Annotated in this window: 12 protein-coding genes and 1 pseudogene; 4 read left to right on the top strand and 9 right to left on the bottom strand. The window is 72.5% G+C overall.

Going from position 1 to position 16,526, the window contains the following annotated elements:
- Positions 1–10 precede the first annotated feature (10 nt).
- Positions 11–940 (top strand): globin domain-containing protein, encoded by a 930-nt coding sequence (locus tag CLV34_RS13990; protein ID WP_170044697.1) that lies wholly within the window; start codon positions 11–13, stop codon positions 938–940.
- 471 nt (positions 941–1,411) lie between these two features.
- On the opposite strand, the gene aspS is transcribed toward CLV34_RS13990, so the two are convergent.
- The gene (gene aspS, locus CLV34_RS14000; RefSeq protein ID WP_100350923.1) at positions 1,412–3,208 is read right to left on the bottom strand and encodes an aspartate--tRNA ligase; all 1,797 of its coding nucleotides are present in this window, start codon (positions 3,206–3,208) and stop codon (positions 1,412–1,414) included.
- A 133-nt stretch (positions 3,209–3,341) separates the two neighbouring features.
- Between aspS and CLV34_RS14005 the strand changes: the two are divergent.
- Positions 3,342–3,811: pseudogene (locus CLV34_RS14005) on the top strand (PPOX class F420-dependent oxidoreductase).
- Between the two features lie 21 nt (positions 3,812–3,832).
- Here CLV34_RS14005 and CLV34_RS14010 read toward each other — a convergent pair.
- The 3 genes from CLV34_RS14010 to CLV34_RS14020 all read right to left on the bottom strand — a co-directional run bounded on the left by CLV34_RS14010 (position 3,833) and on the right by CLV34_RS14020 (position 7,156).
- Complete coding sequence (locus CLV34_RS14010; protein WP_100350924.1) at positions 3,833–4,873, bottom strand: Rv2578c family radical SAM protein; 1,041 nt, start codon at positions 4,871–4,873, stop codon at positions 3,833–3,835.
- A 58-nt stretch (positions 4,874–4,931) separates the two neighbouring features.
- Positions 4,932–6,335: a histidine--tRNA ligase gene (hisS, locus tag CLV34_RS14015; RefSeq protein ID WP_100350925.1), complete on the bottom strand. Its 1,404-nt coding sequence runs from the start codon at positions 6,333–6,335 to the stop codon at positions 4,932–4,934.
- Positions 6,336–6,406: 71 nt separating this feature from the next.
- Positions 6,407–7,156: an MBL fold metallo-hydrolase gene (locus tag CLV34_RS14020; protein ID WP_170044699.1), complete on the bottom strand. Its 750-nt coding sequence runs from the start codon at positions 7,154–7,156 to the stop codon at positions 6,407–6,409.
- Positions 7,157–7,372: 216 nt separating this feature from the next.
- Between CLV34_RS14020 and CLV34_RS14025 the strand changes: the two genes are divergently transcribed.
- A complete protein-coding gene (locus CLV34_RS14025; protein ID WP_245859246.1) occupies positions 7,373–8,953 on the top strand; it encodes a DUF349 domain-containing protein in 1,581 nt (526 codons plus the stop codon).
- 126 nt (positions 8,954–9,079) lie between these two features.
- Positions 9,080–9,718, top strand: coding sequence for a hypothetical protein (locus tag CLV34_RS14030; RefSeq protein ID WP_100350927.1), 639 nt, complete (start codon positions 9,080–9,082; stop codon positions 9,716–9,718).
- Here the strand turns inward: CLV34_RS14030 and CLV34_RS14035 are convergent.
- From CLV34_RS14035 to yajC, 5 genes are all read right to left on the bottom strand, one after another.
- Entirely contained in the window at positions 9,675–11,996 is a 2,322-nt protein-coding gene (locus CLV34_RS14035) for a RelA/SpoT family protein (RefSeq protein WP_100350928.1), read from the bottom strand. The genes CLV34_RS14030 and CLV34_RS14035 overlap by 44 nt on opposite strands.
- Positions 11,997–12,106: 110 nt before the next feature.
- A complete protein-coding gene (locus tag CLV34_RS14040) occupies positions 12,107–12,658 on the bottom strand; it encodes an adenine phosphoribosyltransferase (RefSeq protein WP_100350929.1) in 552 nt (183 codons plus the stop codon).
- Positions 12,659–12,669: 11 nt separating this feature from the next.
- The gene (gene secF / locus CLV34_RS14045; RefSeq protein WP_100350930.1) at positions 12,670–13,746 is read right to left on the bottom strand and encodes a protein translocase subunit SecF; all 1,077 of its coding nucleotides are present in this window, start codon (positions 13,744–13,746) and stop codon (positions 12,670–12,672) included.
- Positions 13,746–15,848, bottom strand: coding sequence for a protein translocase subunit SecD (secD, locus tag CLV34_RS14050; protein ID WP_211289463.1), 2,103 nt, complete (start codon positions 15,846–15,848; stop codon positions 13,746–13,748). Before secD ends, secF begins: the two co-directional genes overlap by 1 nt.
- 109 nt (positions 15,849–15,957) lie before the next feature.
- Positions 15,958–16,449, bottom strand: coding sequence for a preprotein translocase subunit YajC (gene yajC / locus CLV34_RS14055; RefSeq protein WP_245859247.1), 492 nt, complete (start codon positions 16,447–16,449; stop codon positions 15,958–15,960).
- Positions 16,450–16,526: the final 77 nt, after the last annotated feature.

Consider the following 16,526-nt stretch of genomic DNA (forward strand, 5'->3'; position numbering starts at 1 on the left):
CGTCTGTCCCGTGGACGCCGAGCACCGCGGCAGCGTGTTCGACGCCGTCGGCGGTGCGCCGGCGGTGCTCGCGCTCGCACGCGCCTGGCACGCCCGGTGCGTCGCCGACCCGGAGGCGTCGCACCCGTTCACGCGTCAGACGCTGCACCCGCACCACGCGCAGCGGCTCGCCGCCTACTGGGGCGAGATGCTGGGCGGCCCGCCGGACTACACCGCGTCGCTCGGCACGGAGGCCGACATCGTCCGGACCCACTCGGGCAACGGGCCCCACGACACGCTCGACGCCGCCGCGCTCCGATGCTTCGTCGCCGCGATGGACGACGCCGAGCTCCCGGACGACCCCGCCCTCCGGGACAGCCTCACCCGGTGGTTCGCGTGGTCGAACGAGCTCGTGAACCACGGCTGGGAGCATTCGCGAGACGTCCCCGAGGACCTGCGTCTGGCCCGCTGGGGCTGGGAGGGACCTGTCGACGACCGCGGCCACGGCACGGTGTTCGACGCAGCGGGCGGCACGGCCACGATGCTGGCGCTCGCGCAGGCCTGGCACGACCGGTGCGTGGCCGACCCGGTCGCCGCGCCCGCGTTCGCGGAAGAGGCGCCCGACTCGGAGCACGTGGTCCGGCTAGCGGCCTTCTGGGGCGAGATGCTCGGCGGACCCGCCGCCTATCGCGAGCAGTACGGGTCGGACGCCGACGTCGTGCGCGGCCACTGCGGCAACGGCCCGCACGAAGCGGTCGACCAGGTCGTCCGTCGGTGCTTCGCGGAGGCGCTCGACGACGTGGGTGTCACCGACCGTCGGCTCCACGACACGCTGGCGCGATGGTTCGCGTGGTCCAACGACCTCGTCAACCACGGGTGGGAGCGCCCTGCGGACGTCCCCGACGACCTCCGCCTGCCGCGGTGGAGCTGGGACGGACCGATCAGCCCGGAGGAGGCGTGAGGTCCCAGTTCTCCACGCTGTGCCCGACCTCGAAGGCCAGCCGACGGTAGAGCGAGTGCACCCGGGTGTTGCCGGACCACGTCCCGAGGGTGACGACCGCGCCGCGCTCGACCGCGTCTGCGCACACCCTCGGCGCGGACGCCGTACCGGGAGGTACGCGGGTCGCCCGGCCGGTGCGAGCTGGTCGCGTTGGCGGCAGGGCCGAGCCCGTCGACCGCGGCGGGAGCTGCGTCGCCCGTCCCACGGGTCAGGACCGCGCGGACGAGGGGGACCTCGGTGCGCACGCGCACGACCAGGGCACCGAGGGCGTCCGGCTGCCCCACGCCGACGGCGAGGGGTCCGCGGGGACCGTCCAGCAGGTCGACGACCGCGCCGACGGCCTCGACCCGCCGGAGCAGGTCGAGGCCGTCACCGCGGTGCTCGAGGAACGGGTGCACACCCGTGCCGGCCGTCGGCCCTGTCTCGGGCTGGTCACGCCTCCGGCTGCGCCGGGGCGCTCGTCGCCGGTGCGGCAGGCTTCGCGTCGACGCCCGCCTCCTTGCGCTGCTGTGCCGTGATGGGCGCAGGAGCCGCGGTCAGCGGGTCGAAGCCGCCGCCCGACTTCGGGAACGCGATGACGTCGCGGATCGAGTCGGACTGCGTGAGCAGCGCGACGATGCGGTCCCAGCCGAACGCGATGCCGCCGTGCGGCGGAGCACCGAACGCGAAGGCGTCGAGCAGGAAGCCGAACTTCTCCTGCGCCTCGTCTCCCCGGATGCCCATGACGTCGAAGACGCGCTCCTGGACGTCACGGCGGTGGATACGGATCGAGCCGCCACCGATCTCGTTCCCGTTGCAGACGATGTCGTAGGCGTAGGCCAGCGCGTTCGCCGGGTCCTCCTCGAACCTGTCGATCCACTCCGGGGTCGGGCTCGTGAAGGCGTGGTGGACCGCGGTCCACGCACCCTCGCCGACGGCCACGTCGTCGTCCTCGCCGGTCGGCTTGAACAGGGGGGCGTCGACGACCCACACGAACGCCCAGGCGTCCTCGTCGATCATGCCGGTGCGCTTGGCGATCTCGAGGCGTGCGGCGCCCAGCAGTCCGCGCGACTCGGTGACCTTGCCGGCGGCGAAGAACACGGCGTCGCCCGGGTTCGCGCCGGTGGCCTCGCGCAGGCCGTCCCGCTCAGCGTCGGACAGGTTCTTGGCGACCGGGCCGCCGAGGGTGCCGTCGTCCGCGAACGTCACGTACGCGAGGCCCTTGGCGCCGCGCTGCTTCGCCCACTCCTGCCACGCGTCGAACTGGCGGCGCGGCTGCGACGCCCCGCCCGGCATGACGACCGCGCCGACGTACGGCGCCTGGAACACGCGGAACGGCGTCTCGGCGAAGTACTCCGTGAGCTCGACCAACGGGTTGCCGAAGCGCAGGTCGGGCTTGTCCGAGCCGTACAGGCGCATCGCGTCGGCGAACGTCATACGCGGGATCGGCGTCTCGATCTTGTAGCCGATGAGGTCCCACAGCGCCACGAGGATCTGCTCGCCGAGCGCGATCACGTCCTCCTGGTCGACGAAGCTCATCTCGACGTCGAGCTGCGTGAACTCGGGCTGACGGTCCGCGCGGAAGTCCTCGTCGCGGTAGCAGCGCGCGATCTGGTAGTAGCGCTCCATGCCCGAGACCATGAGGAGCTGCTTGAAGAGCTGCGGCGACTGCGGCAGCGCGTACCAGCTGCCAGGCGCGAGGCGCGCGGGGACCAGGAAGTCGCGGGCGCCCTCCGGCGTCGAACGGGTCAGCGTCGGCGTCTCGATCTCGACGAAGTCCTGCGCGTCGAGCACGCGACGGGCGGCCTGGCTGGCCTTGGCGCGCAGGCGCAGGGCCTGCGCGGGCTTCGGACGACGCAGGTCGAGGTAGCGGTGCTTGAGACGCGCCTCCTCGCCGATGACCTCGGTGCCCTCGAGCGCCGTCGAGACCTGGAACGGCAGCGGCGCGGACTCGTTGAGAACGACGACGTCGCGCGCGACGACCTCGATCTCGCCAGTCGGAAGGTTCGGGTTCGCGTTGCCCTCGGGGCGCTGCGAGACCTCACCGGTGACCTGCAGGACGAACTCCGCGCGCAGCGGGTGCGCCACCGACTCGTCGCGGATGACCACCTGGGCGATACCCGACGCGTCACGCAGGTCGATGAAGGCCACTCCCCCGTGATCACGGCGCCGGTCCACCCAGCCCGTGAGCGTGACGGTCTGACCGATGTCGGCGGCGCGCAACGAGCCGGCCGTGTGGGTGCGGAGCACGGAGGGTCCTTTCGGGGTGGTGAGGGTCGCGCCGACGGCCGTCCTCTGCGAGGAGGGACAGGTGTCGTGGGCGCCGTCCGAGTCTAGTCGGTCGCCACGGCGGGGCGCCCCCCACTGGTGCGATGCTGGGCGCATGCCTCGAACCATCGCCACGAACACCCGCGTCGACCGCGACGCGCTCGTCGACTTCCTTCGCTCGCGCCACGACGGCGTCCTCGTCACCGCGCGTGCCGACGGCTCCCCTCAGCTGTCCCCGGTGACGTTCGGGGTCGACGCGGCCGCCGCGTCGTCGTCTCGACATATCCGGAACGCGCGAAGGTGCACAACCTGCGCCGCGACCCGCGGGCGTCGTTCCTCGCGCTCGGCGACGACTTCGGCGACGCCTGGGTGCAGGTCGACGGGACGGCCGAGGTGCTGGACGTGCCCGACTCCGTCGAGCCGCTCGTCGAGTACTACCGCGCTGCCGCGGGCAAGGAGCACCCGGACTGGGACGAGTACCGGGCCGCGATGGTCGAGCAGGGCAAGTCCGTCGTGCGGATCACGATCGACCGCTGGGGACCGATCGCGACGGGCGGCTTCCCCGCGCGTCTCGCGAACGACTGACCGGGCGCACTCCTCCGGCCGTCAGAAGAGCGCTGGCTGACGCTCACCGGGCTGGTCGTGCACGGCCTCCCCGCCTGCGGGACGCTCGCGAACGCCCCATCGCCGGCCCGGTTCCTCGCCCTGGTCCAGCCCGTGCTTGCGAACGAGTGGCGCAGCACGGTCGGCCAGCCAGCGCTGGTAGTCGCGCGACGCGTACGCCCGGTCGCCGTAGACCCGCCGGTACCCGTCGACGAGGTCGGGCCGGTACCCGGCGAGCCACTCGAGGTACCACTCCCGCGCGCCGGACCGGAGGTGCAGCGGCAGGACGGTCACCCGGGACGCACCGGCGGCGGCCACCTCCCGGAGCATCGCGTCCAGGTGCGCCGTCGAGTCCGTGAGCCACGGCAGGACGGGCGCGAGCATGACGTGGCAGCGCAGCCCCGCGTCGACGACCGCGCGGACGAGGTCGAGCCGGGCGCGCGGCGACGGCGTGCCCGGCTCGACGGCCAGGTGCAGCTCCTCGTCGAGCGTCGTCATGGACACGCCCACCCCGACGTCCACCTGCTCCGCCGCGTCCTGCAGGGCGGGCAGGTCGCGGCGCAGCAGCGTGCCCTTCGTGAGGATCGAGAAGGGCGTGCCAGACGACGCGAGCGCGTCGATCACGCCCGGCATGAGCCGGTAGCGCCCCTCGGCGCGCTGGTACGGGTCGGTGTTGGTGCCGAGTGCGACGTGCTCACGCTGCCAGGACGGGCGCGCGAGCTCGGCGCGCAGGACCTCCACGAGGTTGACCTTCACCACGAGCTGCCGGTCGAAGTCCTCCCCCGTGTTCAGGTCGAGGTACCGGTGGGTGCCGCGGGCGAAGCAGAACGTGCAGCGGTGACCGCACCCCCGGATCGGGTTGACCGTCCAGCGGAACGGGACGTGCGACGCCGCCGGGACGTGCGACAACGCCGACCGGCACGTCACCTCGTGGAACGTCGTGCCCGCGAACTCCGGGGTGCGCACGGTGCGGACGAACCCGGCGCGCCGCAGCCCGGGCAGTGCGCCGTCGTCGGCGCCGAGGGTCTGACCGTCCCATCGCATGACCTGATTCGAACACGTGTTCGAACGGCGGTCAAGCGCGACACCCGGCCCGCGCGCGTCAGCCCGCCGCGACCACCGAGGGCCACCGGTCGCGGTCCGCCGGCGACCACGTCGCGGGGTCGGCCTCGACCTGCTCGCCCGAGCGGATGTCCTTGACCTGGTGGGTGGTCTCGGTGCCGTCCGCGGTGACACCCGCGGGGAACCACACGAACGGGATGCCGCGCCGGTCGGCGTAGCGGATCTGCTTGCCGAACTTCGCGGCGCTCGGCGCGACGTCCACGGGGATGCCGCGGGCGCGCAGCGCCGCGGCGACCGCGTCGGACGCCTCGCGGTGCGTCTCGTCCATGACGGCGACCAGGACCGCCGACGGCACGGAACGCGTCGCACGGACCAGGTCGGCAGACAGCAGCCGCGACACGAGCCGCGAGACCCCGATGGACAGACCGACGCCCGGGTACGTGTTCGCGCCGTCGGACGCGAGCGTGTCGTACCGCCCGCCCGAGCAGATCGACCCGAGCTGCTCGTGGCCGACGAGCACGGTCTCGTAGACGGACCCCGTGTAGTAGTCGAGGCCGCGCGCGATCTTGAGGTCGGCGACGACCACGCCGGGCGCGCGGCGTGCGGCGGCGTCGATCAGCGCGCCCAGCTCGGCGAGCCCGGTCTCCAGCAGCTCGGTGCGGGCACCGTGCGCGTCGGCGAGCGTGCCGACACGGTCGACCACCGACGCGTCGTCCCCGCTGATCGCCGCGAGGTCGAGGCAGGCCGCGGCCTGCTCGGCCGTGGCGCCGGCCTCGGCGACGAGGAGCCCGGCGACCGCGTCCCGCCCGATCTTGTCGAGCTTGTCGATGCTCCGCAGCACCGCCTCGACATCGTCCAGCCCGAGCCCGCGGTAGAAGCCCTCGGCGACCTTGCGGTTGTTCACCAGGATGCGGACGGGCGGTACCCCGATCTCGCGCAGCGCACCCAACGCCTCCGCCATGACGAGCGGCAGCTCGACCTCGAAGTGGTACGGCAGCTCGCCCGCGCCCACGACGTCGATGTCGGCCTGCACGAACTCGCGGAACCGGCCGTCCTGCGGCCGCTCGCCCCGCCACACCTTCTGGATCTGGTAGCGCTTGAACGGGAAGGCCAGGTGCCCCGCGTTCTCCAGCACGTACCGCGCGAACGGCACGGTCAGGTCGAAGTGGAGCCCGAGCTGCTTCTCACCCCGGGTCGACCCCTCCGCCGCAGCGGTGTCGGAGTCGCTACCGGCCTCCTCCTGCAGCCGGCGCAGGACGTAGACCTCCTTGGAGGTCTCCCCCTTGCGCAGCAGCTGGTCGAGGGGCTCGACCGCGCGGGTCTCGATGCCCGCGAAGCCGTGCAGCTCGAAGGTGCGCCGCAACGTGTCGAGCACGTGCTGCTCGACGACGCGTCCCGCGGGGAGCCATTCGGGAAAACCTGACAGAGGGGTGGGTCGTGCCATGGGGACGATCCTCCCAGACCTCGGACGACCCCTGCGCGCGCATTTCGCAGCCCGGTCGTCCGGTGGCGCCCCTACGGACGCAGGAACGGGTTGGCGGCGAGCTCACGCGCCACCGTCGTCTCCGGTCCGTGCCCCGGCAGCACCGTCCACCGCGGGTCGAGGCCGCGGACGACGTCCCGCAGCGTGGCCGTCATGCGGTCCCCGTCGCCGCCCGGCAGGTCGGTCCGCCCCACGGTCCCGGCGAACAGCACGTCGCCGGTGAGGACGACGTCACCGACGCGCAGCAGCACCGACCCGGGCGTGTGCCCCGGCGCGGGCAGCACCTCGACGACCAGGTCGTCGTAGCGCAGCGTCACCGGACCGTCCAGCACGACCGTGCGGGACACCGGGACCGCGGGGCCGGCGCCCGACGCGGCGAACGCGGCGGCGAACGCTCCCCCGACCGCCGCCGCGGCCGAGCCAGGACCGGCCCCCGTCAGCGCCGCCGGCGGTGCGACCGCCGCGGCCTCGTCGTCCGCGTGCACCACGAGCGGGACGTCCAGTGCCGCGCACAGCGTCCCCGCGTCCCACGTGTGGTCCGGGTGCCCGTGCGTGACCAGGACCGCGCGCACGTCCAGACCGTCGGCGTCGACGAGCTCGAGCACACGCTCCGCGACACCCACGCCCGGGTCCACGACGACCGTCGCCGCCCCCCTCGCACCGCGCGCCGCGACCACGTAGCACGTCGCGCCGAAGACCGGTGAGACCACACCGTGCACCCGCACGGGAGCGCCACCCTGCACCCCGTCGTCGTTCTGCGCCACCGCGTCCCCGTCGTCCATGCCCGCACCTTCTCACGGGCCACGCCGTGATCGGATCGTTACGCGAATGCGCCGCGCAGCGCGATTTCGCTCGGTGCCGAACGGTCCTGCCTGCCTAGACTGGCTGACGGCCGTGCCTTGCGAGGATCGGCCGAGTCCTTCGTCCGGCACCCGCCGGACCGTCGATGGCCCACCGGCACGTGCTGCGGCGGGTCACCAAGCAGGAGTGGAGACGCCGTGAGCGAGACGCATCCCAGCCCGGAGCAGGCCCCCGAGGAGACGGTCGAGACCGTCACCCCCGACGAGGCAGCGACGGCACCCGCGGCGCCCGAGGTCGAGACCGACACCCCCGAGCCCGAGCCTGAGCCGGCCGTCGAGCCCGAGGAGAGCGCCGCCCCGGCGCCCGCCCCCCGACCCGCGCCGCGCCCCGGCCCCCGCCCGGGACCGCGCCCCGGCCCCCGACCCGCTGCTCCCGCGACCACCGGGAACGACGCCGACGCCGCTCCCGCACCGGTGCCGCACCACGATGTCGCTCCCCTGCCGGTGGTCGACGACACCGCCGCGATCGCCACCGCCACCACGTTCGGGCGCGTCGACGAGGACGGCACGGTCTACGTCCGCGAGAACGCGGGCGAGCGCGCGGTCGGCCAGTTCCCCGGCGTCGACGACGAGCAGGCGCTCAGCCTGTACATCCGCCGCTACCTCGACCTGCAGGCCAAGGTCTCGCTCTTCGAGGCACGCCTCAACCAGAGCGACCTGTCCGTCCGTGAGATCGACAGCACCCTCGCCAAGCTCCGCGAGGAGACCGCCGAGCCCGCCGCCGTCGGCGACCTCGACGCCCTGCGCGCCGGCGTCGAGAAGGTCGCCGCCGACGCCGCCCAGCACCGCGAGCGGCTCGACCAGGAGCGGACGGTCGCCCGGACCGCCGCCGTCGAGGCACGCACCGCCATCGTCGAGCGGGCCGAGGCGCTCGCGGAGAGCGACCCGGCGCGCGTGCAGTGGAAGGCGGCCGGCGAGGAGCTCCGCGGCCTCCTGGACTCCTGGAAGACCGCGCAGCACGACGGTCCCCGGCTCGACCGGCCCACCGAGGACGCCCTCTGGAAGCGGTTCAGCCACGCACGCACGGCGTTCGACCGGGCCCGCCGGCACTACTTCGCCGATCTCGAGCAGCGCAACTCCGAGGCGCGCAGCGTGAAGGCGGCGATCGTCGAAGAGGCCGAGAAGCTCTCGTCGAGCACCGAGTGGGGGGCCACCGCGGCGGACTACCGCGATCTCATGGCCCGCTGGAAGGCCGCCGGGCGTGCCAGCCGCAAGGACGACGACGCCCTGTGGGCACGCTTCCGTGCCGCCCAGGACACCTTCTTCCAGGCGCGTGACGCGGAGAACGCCGCACTCGACACGGAGTACGAGGCCAACCTCGCCGTCAAGGAACAGCTCCTCGCCGAGGCGGAGAAGCTCGTGCCCGTGAAGGACCTGGCGGCCGCCAAGTCCGCCCTGCGCGACATCCACGACCGGTGGGAGGAGGCCGGCAAGGTTCCTCGCGCCGACATCCAGCGGGTCGAGGCTCGTCTCCGCGCGGTCGAGACGGCCGTGCGCTCGGCCGAGGACGCCGAGTGGACGCGGTCGAACCCCGAGACGCGGGCCCGCGCCGAGGGTGCGCTCAGCCAGCTCGAGAGCGCGATCGCGGGCCTCGAGGCCGACCTCGCGGCGGCGGAGCAGTCCGGGGACGACCGCAAGGCGTCCGAGGCCCGTGCGGCGCTCGACGCCCGGCGTGCCTGGCTCGAGCAGGTGTCGAAGGCTGCGGAGGAGTCCCGCTGACCGGGACGACCTGAGCGGTCTGCCGCACGGCCGACCCGCTGCTCTCCCGGTCTGCGCGCCGCCTCTGTGTCCACAGGGGCGGCGCGCACCTTTCCCCCGGAACCTCGTTGCGCCACGATGTTCCCTGTGACAGCACCGGTTCAGGACGCCCCCGAGACCGCCCCCGCACGCCCCGTCCTCTACCTGCCGGAGGACGTCGGCGGGACGGTGGCCTGGGACTGTCTCGTCCGCGACGGCGGCCTCGTCCCGGTGCACGGTCGGGCCGCGCGCCCCGCCACGACACCCGACTCCACCGAGATCCGGATGCGGGCGGTCAGCCCGTTCGTCCCCGGGTCCACGATCGTCGCCGGCCCCACCGCGGCGTGGGTGCACGTCGGAGGCGTGTCGCCGCGCACCCTCCACGTGGTCCACCGCAGCGGGACGCACCGCCCCCGTGCCCCGCAGGGGGTGCGGGTGCGTCAGGCGATGCTGCTGGCGGACGACCTCGCGACCGTCGGCGGACACCAGCTCACGAGCGTCCAGCGCACCGGCCTCGACGTGGCGCGCCACGAGCCCGCCGCCCACGCCGTCGAGACGATCGTCGCGCTCACGGCCCTGGGATTCGACGTCCGGCGGGCACGGCTCCAGCTCGAGCGTCGGCTCCGCGTCACCGGTCGCGAGGCGGCGCACCGCACGCTCGACGCCGTCGAGCGGCGCCTCCGGGCCGCGCCGGCGCGGCCGGTCACACCGGGAGCTGCGGCTCCTCCGCTGCCCGGGCGCCCGTGATCCGGTAGACGTCGAAGACCCCGTCGATCTTGCGGACGGCGGACAGCACGGTCGCGAGGTGCGCCGGCTCGGCCATCTCGAACACGAACCGTGAGAGCGCGACGCGGTCGTTCGAGGTGGAGACGGTGGCCGACAGGATGTTGACGTGGTTGTCCGACAGGACGCGGGTGACGTCCGAGAGCAGCCTCGACCGGTCAAGGGCCTCGACCTGGATCTGCACGAGGAACAGCGTGTTGCTGCCGGACGTCCAGCTCACGTCGACGATGCGCTCCGGCTGGTCGCGCAGCCCGGTGACGTTCGCGCAGTCGGTCCGGTGCACCGACACGCCCTGGCCCCGCGTGACGAAGCCGATGATCTCGTCGCCGGGCACCGGGGTGCAGCACTTGGCGAGCTTGACCCACACGTCCTCGACACCCTTGACGACGACGCCCGGGTCGCCCGTGCGGACGCGCCGCGCCGCGGCACCGGGCCGCACGACCTCGGCGACGTCCTCGGTGGTCGACTCGTCGCCGCCGAGCGCGTGGACGAGACGCTGCACGACGGTCGCCGCCGACACCTGCCCCTCGCCCACCGCCGCGTAGAGCGCGGACACGTCCGGGTAGCGCATGTCGCTCGCGAGCACGACGAGGGACTCGTGCGAGAGCAGGCGCTGGATGGGCAGGTTCTGCTTGCGCATCGCCTTGGCGATGGCGTCCTTGCCGTGCTCGACGGCCTCCTCGCGGCGCTCCTTGGAGAACCACTGGCGGATCTTGTTGCGGGCCCGGGGACTCTTGACGAACGCGATCCAGTCGTGGCTCGGGCCCGCCCCCTCGGCCTTCGAGGTGAGTACCTCGACGACGTCGCCGTTGTCGAGCTGCGAGTCGAGCGGCACGAGGCGCCCATTGACGCGGGCTCCCATGGTCCGGTGCCCCACCTCGGTGTGCACGGCGTACGCGAAGTCGACGGGCGTCGACCCGCTCGGCAGCGCGATCACCTCGCCCTTCGGCGTGAACACGTAGACCTCGGAGCCCGCGATCTCGAAGCGCAGCGAGTCGAGGAACTCGGCGGGGTCCGCGGTCTCCTTCTGCCAGTCGACGAGCTGCCGCAGCCACTGCATCTCGTTGGCGGCGTCACCCTTCTCGCCGTCCTTGGCGCCGACCTTGCCGAGCTCCTTGTACTTCCAGTGCGCGGCGACGCCGTACTCGGCGCGGCGGTGCATCTCGTGGGTGCGGATCTGGATCTCGACGGGCTTGCCGCCCGGGCCGATGACCGTCGTGTGGAGCGACTGGTACATGTTGAACTTCGGCATCGCGATGTAGTCCTTGAACCGGCCGGGGACCGGGTTCCACCGCGCGTGCAGGGCGCCGAGCGCCCCGTAGCAGTCGCGCACCGACTCGACGAGGACGCGCGTGCCCACCAGGTCGTAGATGTCCGCGAAGTCGTGCCCACGGACGATCATCTTCTGGTAGATCGAGTAGTAGTGCTTCGGCCGGCCCGTCACGGTCGCCTTGATCTTCGCGCCGCGCAGGTCGGCGGCGATCTGCTCCCGGATGACCGACAGGTACTCCTCCCGCGCCGGGGCGCGGTCCGCGACGAGGTGCACGATCTCCTCGTAGACCTTCGGGTAGAGCGTCGAGAACGACAGGTCCTCGAGCTCCCACTTGATGGTGTTCATGCCGAGCCGGTGCGCGAGCGGCGCGTAGATCTCGAGGGTCTCCTTGGCCTTGCGCTGCGCGGACGCGGCCGGCACGAACTTCCAGGTGCGCGCGTTGTGCAGACGGTCGGCCAGCTTGATGACGAGCACACGGATGTCGTGCGACATCGCGACGATCATCTTGCGCACCGTCTCGGCCTGCGCGGCCTCGCCGTACTTCACCTTGTCGAGCTTGGTGACGCCGTCGACCATCATCGCGATCTCTTCGCCGTAGTCGCGGCGGAGCTGGGTCAGCGAGTAGTCGGTGTCCTCGACGGTGTCGTGCAGGAGCGCGGCCGCGAGCGTGTTCGGCGTCATGCCGAGCTCCGCGAGGATCGTGGCGACGGCGACGGGGTGCGTGATGTACGGGTCGCCGCTCTTGCGGACCTGACCACGGTGGGCGCGCTCCGCGGTCACGTAGGCGCGGTCGATCACGGAGAGGTCGGCCTTCGGGTGGTTGGCCCGGACGGCGTGCAGCAGCGGTTCGAGCGCGGGATCCGACAGGGCGGCCCCTCGGGCCCCGAAGCGGACGAGGCGTGACCTGACGCGGGCGCTGGTGCTCTCAGCGTCCGCCGCGGCCTGCGTGCTGCGCGTCTCCTGGCTCATCAACCACTCTCCCCGGGGCCGGATGTCCCTCCATGCTACGTCGCACGGAGCACCGAACCGGACCGGGGAGCGGCGCCGGACCCGCCCCGCGGGACGAGCGTCGGCCGGCGTCACACCTGGAAGAGGGCCTCCACCGTGTGCCGGCCGAGCACGTCCCGGCCGCCGAGTCCGGTGATCTCGAGCAGGAAGCCCATGGCGACGACCTCGGCACCGCAGCGCTCGACGAGCGCCGCCGCCGCGGCGGCCGTCCCGCCGGTCGCGAGCACGTCGTCGACCACCAGCACCCGGGCGCCCGTCGGAACCGTGCCCGTCCGGACCTCGAGCGTCGCCTCGCCGTACTCGAGCGCGTAGCTCACCGACTCGACCGGCGGCGGCAGCTTGCCCGCCTTGCGCAGGGGCACGAACCCGACGCCCAGGCGCAGCGCGAGCGCTGCCCCCAGGATGAATCCTCGTGCCTCCATGCCCGCGACGAGGTCGACCGTGCCGTGGTCGGCCGTGGTCCATGCCGCGAGCTCGTCGACGACGGACGCCAACGCGTCACCGTCGGCAAGCAGCGGCGTGATGTCCCGGAAGACCACACCCGGCTCGGGGTAGTCCGGGACGGGCCGCACGAGCGCTTCGAGACGCTCGGCGGCCTCCGGGGAGAGCGGTTGCGGGGACACGCGACGGACCGTCAACGCTTGCGGCGCGGCTGCGACCGGTTGCCCTGGTGGGAGCCCGGCACGAGCTGCAGGCTGCCCGCGTCCTCCACGACGGGCTCACCCGACTCGGCAGCCTCCTCGCGGCGGGCCGCGACCTTGGCCGTGTGCGCCTTGATCGCGGGCTCGCGCTCACGCAGGGCGACCTCGAGCGGCGTCGCGAGGAAGATCGACGAGTACGTGCCCACGGCGATGCCGACGAACAGCGCGAGCGAGATGTCACGCAACGTGCCGGCACCGAGCAGGAACGCCCCCACGAAGAGGATCGCGGCGACGGGCAGCAGCGCGACGACCGACGTGTTGATCGACCGGACGAGCGTCTGGTTGACGGCGAGGTTCGCGCGCTCGGCGTACGTCGAGCGGAGCTGGTCGGTCACGCCCACCGTGTTCTCGCGGACCTTGTCGAAGACCACGACCTTGTCGTAGAGCGAGTAGCCGAGGATCGTCAGGAAGCCGATGACCGTGGACGGCGTGACCTCCCAGCCGATCGCTGCGTACAGGCCGACCGTGATGAGCAGGTCGTGCAGCAGCGCGACGAGGGCGGCGAGCGCCATCCGCCAGTTGCGGAAGTAGATCGCCATGAACGCCGCGACGAGCACCAGGAAGACGACAAGACCCTGGACCGCCTTCTGCGACACGTCCTGACCCCAGGTCGGGCCGACCGACGTGCCGCTGATGTCGCTCGCGGAAACCCCGTAGCCCTTCTGGAGCGCTGCCGTGACCTGCTTGAGCTGGTCGGACGTCAGCTCGGTCGTCTGCACGCGCACGCTGTCAGAGCCCACCGACGACACGAGCACCTCGTCGTCCGGGACGACCTGGTGCACCGCGTCGACAGCCACGTCCTGCGACTGCGTCGTGGTGTTCGAGACGATGATCTCGGTGCCGCCCTTGAAGTCGATGCCCAGGTTGAAGCCCTGGAGCACCAGGACGAGCACGGCCAGGACGGAGAGCACGCCCGACACCCAGAAGTAGCGGCTGCGACGCTGGACGACCTTGTACGAGCGGCGGCCCGTGTAGAGGTCGTTGCCCCATGCGGCGAAGTTGACGGCCATCAGAGGTTCTCCTCGTTCTCGCCGTTACCGTCGGCGGACTCCTGCGCGGCGCGACGCTCGGCGGCGCGACGCTCGGCGATGGTCATGCGGCGCCCGTCGGCTGCGGTCGCCGGGGGCGACACGGGCCGGGTCGGCTCCGCGGTCCGGGCCGACGCGGTCGCGTCGGACGGCGCGCCGACCGTGACCGGCTCGCCCTGCTCGGCGTCGTCGGCCGGCTGCTCCTGCGGGTCGGACAGCGCGTCGAGCGCCGCGACCCCCTCGGCCGGCACGCCCGACTCCGCCTTGGCGACGAAGCGCCCGCGCCCCTTGTACCCCGAGGCACGCAGCTGCGACGTCGACAGACCGGACGCGGCGTGACCGTCCCGGAAGAACGGCACCTTCGCGATGAGCTGCATCACGGGGTGCGTGAAGAGGAACACCACGATGAGGTCCACGAACGTGGTCAGGCCGAGCGCGACCGCGAAGCCCTGCACCCCGCCGACGGCGAGGAAGTACAGGATGAGCGCGAGCAGGATGTTGACCGTGTCGGACGCGAGGATGGTCCGCCGGGCACGCTGCCAGCCCTTCTCGACGGCGCCGGCCAACGGCCGGCCGTCGCGCAGCTCGTCACGGATGCGTTCGAAGTACACGATGAACGAGTCCGCTGTGAAGCCGATCGCGACGATCAGGCCGGCGACGCCGGGCAGCGACAGCCGGTAGCCCCACGTCCACGACAGGAGGGTGATCAGTCCGTACACGAGGACGCCGGCGACGCCGAGCGAGGCGACGGACAGCAGGCCGAGGAGTCGGTACTGGAACATCGAGTACACGACGACGAGCACGAGGCCGATGAGCCCGGCGAGCAGGCCCTTGGCGAGCTGCTCGGAGCCGAGCGTCGCGGAGATCTGCTCCTGGCTCTGCACCTCGAACGTCAGCGGCAGCGCACCGAAGTTGAGCTGGTTCGCGAGGGTCGCGGCGCTCTGGCGCGTGAAGCTGCCGGAGATCTCGGCGCTCCCGCCCGTGATGCCCGTGGTCGCGTACTGGGAGTCGACGCTGGGCGCCTCGATGACCAGACCGTCGAGCACCATCGCGAACTGGTTGCGCGGCGCCTCGAGGCCCGCGATCCGCTTCGTGGTCGCCGTGAACTCCTTGGCACCCTCGGACGTGAACTTCATGTTCACGACCCACTGGCCGGTGGAGACGCCCTGTGACGTCTGGCCGAGGCCGGACGACGCGCTCGCGATCTCGGTCCCCTCGATCTCGACGGGACCGAGGATGTACTTGGCGCTGCCGTCCTTGGCGCACGCCACGAGCGGCTTGTCCGGGTCGTCCCCGCCGCCGCCCTTACGGTTCGCCGGGTCGGTGCAGTCGAGCTCGTCGTACTGCTTCTCGACGTCCGCGGTGATCTGGTCGAGCGAGCTCGCGCCGTCGTCCGTGGTCGCCGTCGCGTCGGACGTCGCCGTCGGGCTCGGGGTGGCGCCGTCCGCAGCCCCGGCGGTCGCCGTCGGCGTGGGGGTGGTGTTCGCCGCCGCCTGGATCGTCCGGGTGCCCTTGACGTACACCGCCGACTGCGTCGACGCGTGCGACGCACCCGACCGGAACGCCGAGTTCTTCGCGGTCGCCGTCGGCTTGGGCGTGGTGGTCGCCTCGGGGGTGGCCGTCGCGGTCGGGGCCGTCGTCGCCGCAGCTGCCGCGGCGTCCTGGTCGGCCTTGGTGCGCGGGTCGCCGATCACGAGGACCGGGCGGAACCGCATCTGCGCCGACTGCGAGACGAGGTCGATCGTCTCCTGGCTCGGGTGGCCCGGGATCGACACGACGATGTTCTTGCTGCCCTGGCGCGTGATCTGCGCCTCGGACACGCCCGACGAGTCGATGCGCTGGCGGATGACGTCGATCGCCTGGTCGATGTCGCCGGACGTGACCTCGGAGTTGTCCGTCGTGACGGGCTTGAGGATGATCTGCGTCCCGCCCTCGAGGTCGAGCGCGAGCTTCGGCGTCCACTGCGCGCCCGAGGCGGAGGTGAGGACGCCGACGCCGATCGCGCCGAAGACGACGGCGATCAGGGCGACGAGCCACGCGAGGGTGACTCCGGGTCGGGACTTGTGGTGGCTGGTGGTGGCCAACGTCGTGTCTCTTCTCGTGCGCGCCGCGCGGGGACGGCGACGGAGATGGCGTGGGGCGGGCAGATGCTATCGCGCCCGGGTGAGTGCTCCCCCGGGCGCGACGATCCGGCTACTTCGTCGACGGCTTCCCGTCGTCGCCGTCCTTGCGGTCGGCCTCCGGCAGACCCGACAGGTCGTCCGGGATCTCCAGGACGTCCTTGTCGAGAGCGCGCTGCTCGGTGAACCCTGCGGGAGCGGTCTCGGCACCTGCGGCGGTGCTGGCGGACACGCCCTCGGCCGCGGGCTCGTGCTGCTCGACCGTCGGCTCGATGACGCGCGAGATGGCCGCGCGGACCCAGCGGGACTGCGTTCCGGGCGTCGACTCGATCGTGATCTCGTCGTCCGAGACGGCGACGACCGTGCCGAGCATGCCGGAGGCCGTCATGACCTCCTGGCCCGGCGTGAGCGTGGAGCGGAACTCCTGCTGCTTCTTCTGCGCCTTGCGCGTGCGGCTCGACATGAAGAACACGCCGACGAACAGGATGGCAAGGATCGCCAGAAGCATGAAGTTCCCGCTCCCGGACTTCTGCTGGCTCTCGGCCACGACGGTGATCGCGTGCATGACGGGGTCGTCTCCTCGGGTCTGCGCCGCGGGGCGCGACGAACTCTCTCGGCCTACCCACCGGCGCGGGGCACGGG

This window comes from Luteimicrobium subarcticum, assembly GCF_002798015.1.
Lineage (GTDB): Bacteria > Actinomycetota > Actinomycetes > Actinomycetales > Cellulomonadaceae > Luteimicrobium > Luteimicrobium subarcticum.

Excerpts from the sequence above, each read along its gene's own strand:
- secF (WP_100350930.1), bottom strand. The coding sequence starts at position 13,746 with ATGGCCGTCAACTTCGCCGCATGGGGCAACGACCTCTACACGGGCCGC.
- yajC (WP_245859247.1), bottom strand. The coding sequence starts at position 16,449 with ATGCACGCGATCACCGTCGTGGCCGAGAGCCAGCAGAAGTCCGGGAGC.
- CLV34_RS14035 (WP_100350928.1), bottom strand. The coding sequence starts at position 11,996 with ATGAGCCAGGAGACGCGCAGCACGCAGGCCGCGGCGGACGCTGAGAGC.
- CLV34_RS14020 (WP_170044699.1), bottom strand. The coding sequence starts at position 7,156 with ATGGACGACGGGGACGCGGTGGCGCAGAACGACGACGGGGTGCAGGGT.
- CLV34_RS14010 (WP_100350924.1), bottom strand. The coding sequence starts at position 4,873 with ATGCGATGGGACGGTCAGACCCTCGGCGCCGACGACGGCGCACTGCCC.
- hisS (WP_100350925.1), bottom strand. The coding sequence starts at position 6,335 with ATGGCACGACCCACCCCTCTGTCAGGTTTTCCCGAATGGCTCCCCGCG.